General features: G+C 72.1%; 6 protein-coding genes and 1 pseudogene. 5 read left to right on the top strand and 2 right to left on the bottom strand.

What is annotated here, in order from left to right; translation table 11 throughout:
- The first annotated feature begins 179 nt into the window (after nt 1–179).
- From QH283_RS09285 to QH283_RS09295, 3 genes are all read left to right on the top strand, one after another.
- The gene (locus QH283_RS09285) at nt 180–665 is read left to right on the top strand and encodes a DUF2505 domain-containing protein (protein WP_280502612.1); all 486 of its coding nucleotides are present in this window, start codon (nt 180–182) and stop codon (nt 663–665) included.
- Between the two features lie 136 nt (nt 666–801).
- Entirely contained in the window at nt 802–1,326 is a 525-nt protein-coding gene (locus QH283_RS09290; RefSeq protein WP_280502613.1) for a DUF2505 domain-containing protein, read from the top strand.
- Entirely contained in the window at nt 1,293–2,102 is an 810-nt protein-coding gene (locus tag QH283_RS09295; protein WP_280502614.1) for a class I SAM-dependent methyltransferase, read from the top strand. Before QH283_RS09290 ends, QH283_RS09295 begins: the two co-directional genes overlap by 34 nt.
- Nucleotides 2,103–2,127: 25 nt before the next feature.
- Here QH283_RS09295 and QH283_RS09300 read toward each other — a convergent pair whose 3' ends face one another.
- Nucleotides 2,128–2,736, bottom strand: coding sequence for a hypothetical protein (locus QH283_RS09300; protein WP_280502615.1), 609 nt, complete (start codon nt 2,734–2,736; stop codon nt 2,128–2,130).
- 98 nt (nt 2,737–2,834) lie between these two features.
- Between QH283_RS09300 and QH283_RS09305 the strand changes: the two genes are divergently transcribed.
- Nucleotides 2,835–3,554: an LmeA family phospholipid-binding protein gene (locus QH283_RS09305; RefSeq protein WP_280502616.1), complete on the top strand. Its 720-nt coding sequence runs from the start codon at nt 2,835–2,837 to the stop codon at nt 3,552–3,554.
- 96 nt (nt 3,555–3,650) lie between these two features.
- Here the strand turns inward: QH283_RS09305 and deoC are convergent, their stop codons facing one another.
- Nucleotides 3,651–4,319 carry a deoxyribose-phosphate aldolase gene (gene deoC, locus QH283_RS09310; RefSeq protein WP_280502617.1) on the bottom strand — a complete coding sequence of 223 codons (669 nt, stop codon included), beginning with the start codon at nt 4,317–4,319 and terminating at the stop codon, nt 3,651–3,653.
- A gap of 146 nt (nt 4,320–4,465) precedes the next feature.
- Between deoC and QH283_RS09315 the strand changes: the two are divergent.
- Nucleotides 4,466–4,754 (top strand): annotated as a pseudogene (locus QH283_RS09315) (hypothetical protein); the annotation flags it as partial.

Consider the following 4,754-nt stretch of genomic DNA (forward strand, 5'->3'; position numbering starts at 1 on the left):
CCCGCGGGGCGCCCCCCCCCCGGGCCCCACCCGAGGGACCGCCGACGCGCAGCGTGGTCAGCTCCGCCAGCCGGACGTCCTCGCGCACCACCGCGCCCGTTCCGGCCAGCAGATCGCGGACCGCGTCGCCCGACACCACAGGTGAGATTCGCACGCCCCAGACGGTAGCGTGTCCTGTCATGGCAACACCCCTGGCGTACACGGCCGCATACACCCATCCCGTTGCGGCCGTCCGCGCGGCATTCTCCGACGAGCAGTACTGGAAGGACCGCATCGCCGAGGTCGGCGGCCCGAACGCCCGTCTGGAGAGCGTGACCGTCGAGGGCGACAGCGTGCGCGTGCACATGGTGCAGGCGATCGCCGCCGAGTTGCTGCCGCCCGCCGTCACCGCCGTCCGTCCGGGCGACCTGGTGATCCCGCGCACCGAGACCTGGACCGGGAATGTCGCCCGCTACGAGGCGAGCGTGGAGGGCGCGCCCGCGAAGATGTCGGGCACCATCACCCTCAGCGGTGACGACGCCTCGGCCACCGCCGTCGTCGACGGCACCATCGAGGTCAAGGTCCCGCTCTTCGGCGGCAAGATCGAGGCCGCGATCAAGGAGCACCTGACCGAGTTGCTGCGCTCCGAGGCCGAATTCACCAACACCTGGCTCGCACGGCGCTGAACGTTCACCGACACCCCGGCTCGCACCGCGCCGAGCCTTCCGTGATGCGGGTCGCGCGCCTTCCCCGTTGTGGGGCGCGCGCCGCTGAGCGCCCCCGCGAGGCCGGATCGGGTCGCCGCCTTCTAACGTAGGCGGCATGGCACGTCGTCTGGACTACTCGGCTCGCTACCCCTTGCACACCACCGCGGAGCTGTACGAAGCACTGTCGTCCCGGGACTACTGGGAGGCGCGGATGGAACGGCTGCGCGAGCTGACACCCGACAACGAGGTGCACAGCCACGAGGTCACCGACGACGGCATCGAGATCGTCATGCACCACGTGCTGCCGCGCACCCTGCTGCCGGAGATCGCGCAGACGGTGATCCGCAAGGACATGGTGATCACCCGCAAGGAGAGCTGGGGCCCGTTCGACGGCGAGGAGACCGAGGGCCGGTTCTCCGCCTCCATCCCCGGCGGCCCGGGCAGCCTGCGCGGCGACATCACGCTGTTTCCCACCGAGACCGGCTGCACCATGCGCTTCTCCCCCGAGGCCAAGGTGTTCATCCCGATGGTCGGCCCGCGCCTCGAGCAGCTGATGCTGGTCAATCTCGTCGACCTGTTCCGCGGCGAGGCCGAGGAAACCGTGAAGTGGCTGGAAAAGCGCACGCAGACCAGCAGCTGACCACCCGGCCCATCGGCACCGTCACCCGCGGCACCACCGGGGTGAACCGGCTGCGCCGCAGCGACCGCTGGCTGGTGCACGACGAGCTGGTGCGCACCAGGCTGTGCGAGGCGGAGGACCCGCTCGTGGTCGATCTCGGCTACGGCGCGAGCCCGTGGACCACCCTGGAGCTGGCGACCCGGCTGCGCGCGGCCAGGCCCGACGTGCGGGTGGTCGGTCTGGAGATCGACCCGGCCCGCGTCGTCCCCGACCAGGACGGCGTGCGTTTCGCCCGCGGCGGTTTCGAGCTGGCGGGCCTGCGCCCGGTGCTGGTGCGGGCGTTCAACGTGCTGCGGCAGTACCAGGAGTCCGAGGTGGCGGGCGCATGGGCGCACATCATCGCCGGCCTCGCCCCCGGTGGGTTGCTGGTGGACGGCACCTGCGACGAGCTCGGCCGCCGCTGCGCCTGGGTGCTGCTGGACCGGCACGGCCCGCTCTCGCTCACCCTGGCCTGGGACCCCTTCACCGTCGACACCCCCTCCGACCTGGCCGAACGTCTGCCCAAGGCGCTCATCCACCGCAATGTGCCCGGCGAGCCGGTGCACGCCCTGCTGGCCGCCGCCGACCGGGCGTGGGCGCATTCGGCGGCGATGGCGCCGTTCGGGCCGAGGGTGCGCTGGCGGGCGGCCGCCGAGCTGATGCGACAGCAGGGAGTGCCGGTGCGCGAATACCGCAGGCGGATGCGCGACAACGTGCTGTCGGTCCCCTGGGCGACCGTCGCGCCCGATCCCCGCTGAGCGCCGGCGTCGGGGGGGGTGGATCTCACACGACGTCGAGCGCCCGGTGCACCCGCAGCGCGCTGCGGCGGGGCAGTTCGGCCACCGCCGTGGCGATCTCCGCGGGCCTGCACCGCCCGATGGTGACCGCGTCGCGCACCACCTCGTCCAGGGCGGCTTGCGCGATGTCGGTCTCGGCCAGATCGGTGATGGTCCGCACCGGCGTGGTGACCAGGAACGATCCGGCCGATTCCACGTCGGCGGCCGACAGCGAGCGCCGCAGCACCACCAGGTGCGAGCTGACCGGCGGACGCCCGGCGCCGACCGACAGGTGCAGGAAACGCGGCCGCAGCCGTCCGATGCCGTGCAGGTCGGCCGCGCTGTGATGGGAGACGGCGACCGCGCCGTCGAACCAGGCCGACCACATGGCGTATTCGTCGAGCGGGCCGTCGGGATATTCGCTGAGCCGCAGGATGCCGATGCCCGCCCGGCGCACCGCGCCCTCGGCCAGCGCCTGGCGCACCCTGGCCTCGCAGCCGGTGCGCAACACCTGCCTGGTGGTGAAGTACCCGGCATGCCTGCCCGCGAGTCGCCGCAGGACACGCCACGGTCGGTCGACGGAATCGGGTACGCGGCCCGCCGCTTCGCCAGCCATGATCACAGGCTACGCCGAGATCCTGTGTCGGATGTCACATTCGTGTCCCTCATCGCGGCCACAGAGCAGGCACAGAAAGGTAGGACAGAATCGTCGGCATGACTACCAAGCCCCCCGTCACCGCGCGGGTCAGCAGGCGGACACTGTGGATCGCCCTGGCCCTGGTGGCCACGCTGCTGGTCACGGTCCTGGTCGCCGCCGAGGTCTACGCGCGCAACCGCATCGCCAACTGCATCAGCGACCAGTTCGAGCAGGAGATGGGCTCGACCATCGACGTCGGCTTCGGCGCCAAGCCGCTCCTGCTGAGCTGGGTCGACGGCAAGGTCTCGGCGGTGACCGTCGACAGCGAGGGCGACAAGTTCGGCCCAGCGGTCGGCATGGACGTGCACGCGAAGTTCCGTGACCTGGAGATGGAGGACGACGGCAGCGGTGTCGTCGGCAGCTCCTCGGCGGAGGTCACCTGGAGCAACGAGGGCATCGCGCAGACCCTCGGCGGGCTGGTCAGCGGGGTCGAATCGTCCGCCTCGAAGGACACTCTCACCCTGGCCGTGCTCGGCGGCCTGGCCGAACTCGAGGTGCGCCCGACGGCGAAGGACGGCGTGGTCGACGTGCAGACCATGTCGGCGAACCTGCTCGGCTACGGCCTGCCCACCGACCTGGTGTCGGGCATCGTCGACCTGTTCACCCAGAGCCTGCAGAGCTACCCGATGGGGTTGCAGGCCACCGGCATCGACGTCACCGACGACGGCATCGACGTCACCCTGGCGGGCGGGCGCACCGAGCTGGAGCCCGTCGGCGACACCGACGTGCGCTGCTGAGGCCCCCGGCGACACACGAACCGGCGACACACGAACCGGCGGCGCTCGCGTCGACGGCGCACACGTCGACGGCACTCGACCCGGGTCCGCCCGCGCTCAGTCGGCGAAACCCTCGAGCACGGCGCGCGATTTCGACAGCCCGAGGCGGGTCGCCCCGGCCGCGAGCAGTTCGGCGGCCGCCTCGGCGGTGCGGATGCCGCCGCTGGCCTTGATCCCCAGCCGTCCACCGACGGTCTCGGCCATCAGCCGCACCGCGTGCGCGCTGGCCCCGCCCGCCGGGTGGAAACCGGTGGAGGTCTTGACGAAATCCGCGCCCGCGCGCTCGGCGACCCGGCACACCTCCACGATCGCCTCGTCGCTCAGCGCCGCCGACTCGATGATGACCTTCAACACGGCCCGGTCGGCGACCGCCTCGCGCACGGTGAGGATGTCGGCGAGCACCGCGTCGTACTCGCCCGCCACCGCCGCGCCCACATCGATGACCATGTCCACCTCGGCCGCGCCCTGGTCCACCGCGAGCCTGGCCTCCGCGCCCTTGACCAGCGAGTGGTGCTTGCCGGAAGGGAAACCGGCCACGGTGGCCACCACCAGGCCCGGCGCGCGCACCGGCAGCATCGAGGGGGACACACAGATCGCGTACACCCCCAGCGCCCTGGCCTCGGCGACCAGAGCCGCCACGTCGGCGTCGGTGGCCTCCGGCGCGAGCAGCGTGTGATCGATGCGGTCGGCCACCTCGGCCCTGGTGAACGTCGCGGTTTCAGCCATGCGGCGCAGTCTGGCACACCACGGTCCGGCACCTGCCCCGGGTGGCGGGCAAATGGCGTTGCGAGGCCGGTGCGGCTGGCTCAGACTGGAAAACAGCGAGGTCGGCGGATCGGATGCACGGCCGTTGGGCTCCGGGAGGAGACGTGATGCTGATCCGACGTGAACAATCCGGCGACGCCGCGGCCGTGGCGGCGGTCCACCGCAGCGCGTTCGCCGCCGTGCGCGACGCGGTGGCGGCGGGGGTGCACGCCGAGGCGACGGGTTCCGCCCGCACGGACCCCGCGCATCCGGCCACGGGGCAGGCGGATGCCGAGCCGGTCGAGGTGGGGTTGGTGGAGCGGCTGCGCGGCGATCCCGCCTGGATCGCCACCCTCTCGCTGGTCGCGGTGGAATTCGAGGAGGTCGTCGGGCACGTGTGCCTGACCAGGGCCTCGG

The organism is Nocardia farcinica (genome assembly GCF_029867845.1).
Lineage (GTDB): Bacteria > Actinomycetota > Actinomycetes > Mycobacteriales > Mycobacteriaceae > Nocardia > Nocardia farcinica_A.